Source organism: Catellatospora sp. NPDC049609 (assembly GCF_040675365.1).
Classification (GTDB): Bacteria; Actinomycetota; Actinomycetes; order Mycobacteriales; family Micromonosporaceae; genus Catellatospora.
Window position 1 is genome coordinate 1 of the sequence record NZ_JBFAOU010000470.1, and the last position, 1315, is coordinate 1315.

At 70.8% G+C, this 1315-nt stretch carries 2 protein-coding genes; both read right to left on the minus strand.

The window, feature by feature from the left end:
* Positions 1-383 (minus strand): AAA family ATPase (locus AB0J67_RS41200; RefSeq protein ID WP_363491276.1); only part of this gene is annotated, 383 nt, incomplete at its 3' end.
* A partial coding sequence (locus AB0J67_RS41205) for a DDE-type integrase/transposase/recombinase (RefSeq protein ID WP_363491278.1) occupies positions 380-1315 on the minus strand: 936 nt, incomplete at its 5' end. The genes AB0J67_RS41200 and AB0J67_RS41205, both read right to left, overlap by 4 nt.

The window sequence follows — 1315 nt, forward strand, 5'->3', positions numbered from 1 at the left end:
GGGGTGCGGCCGCGTTCGGCTTGCTCGGTCGCGAGGGCGTCGGCGGTCTGCGGGATGAGGGTGGCCATGTGGGGTCGGGGGACGCCGCCGAGCGTGGTGACGATGGCGTGGTGGATGCCGCGGGCGCCGATGGTGGGGTTGCCGAGGTAGATGATCGTGTGGCGGGTCGGGTCCAGGCCGGTGAGCGCGGCGCGGACCGCGACGGTTTTGCCGGCGCCGACTTCGCCGGTGATGACGCCCAGGGCGCGTTCGGTGACGCACCAGGTGATCCGGGCGATGGCTTCGGCGTGGGCGGTGTGGCGGTGCAGCGCGCCCGGGGCCAGGCCGCGGCCGAAGGGCATCTTCGACAGGCCGTAGTGGGCTTGCAGCCGTTCGATGGTCACGGTTTCTCCTGGTCGCGCAGGGCGGCGTAGTTGACGCGTTCGGCCAGGACCTGGTCGTGGACGGCGTCGATGAGGTGCAGGTAGTTGATGCCGGTTGCCGCGGGCGGGTCGGTGTCGAGGTGTTCGGGTCGGGCTTTGGGGTGGGCGTGGCGGCCGATGCGGAACGCGACGGCCAGGCCGTGGCTGCGGCCGTGGTGACGGACCTCGATGTCGGTGAGGTCGAACGGGTCGAAGACGAGTTCGACTTTGCGGCCGGTCAGGATCGGGTCGACCTGGTAGGTGTTGTTGTGCAGCGACACCGTGGCGGTCTTGGTGACGGTGCGCTGCGTCGACCACAAGAACGCCTCCCGCAGCTGCGCCGGGCTGGGGGTGGGCAGCGGCTGGGTCACGCCGTCGCGCCAGCGGGCCAGCGGCGCCATGCCGGTGCCCGAGTGCGTGCTGGTGTGGTAGACCGTCTCGACCCAGGCGGTGAACAGCCGGTTGAGTGTTGCCAGGTCACCGACCTGCGCCTCTTCGCCCTCGACGGTGGGTAGTTCGACGAGGAACTGCTCTCTGACGGTCCGAAAGAACCTTTCGATCTTGCCCCGGCCCTGCGGGCGGCCGGGCGTGGAGTGCACGAGCTTGACGCCCAGGCTGGCGCAGGCGCGCAGCAGCCACGAGTCGACGAACGCTGACCCGTTGTCCACGTAGATCGACCCCGGAACGCCGCGGGCGGCCAACGCGGGACGCAGCGCCGCGGCCAGCCGGATCGTGTCCTCGGCGAACCCGAACCGGTGGCCCATCACCGCCCTGGAGTGGTCGTCGATGAACGCGAACAGATATGTCTTGCGCCCGGCCACGCGTGGGCCGTGCAGTGCGTCGCCGGTCCACAACTCGTTCGGCCGTGACGCCTCGAACCGGCCGAATACCGCCGGCGCATCCTGCGCCGGCGC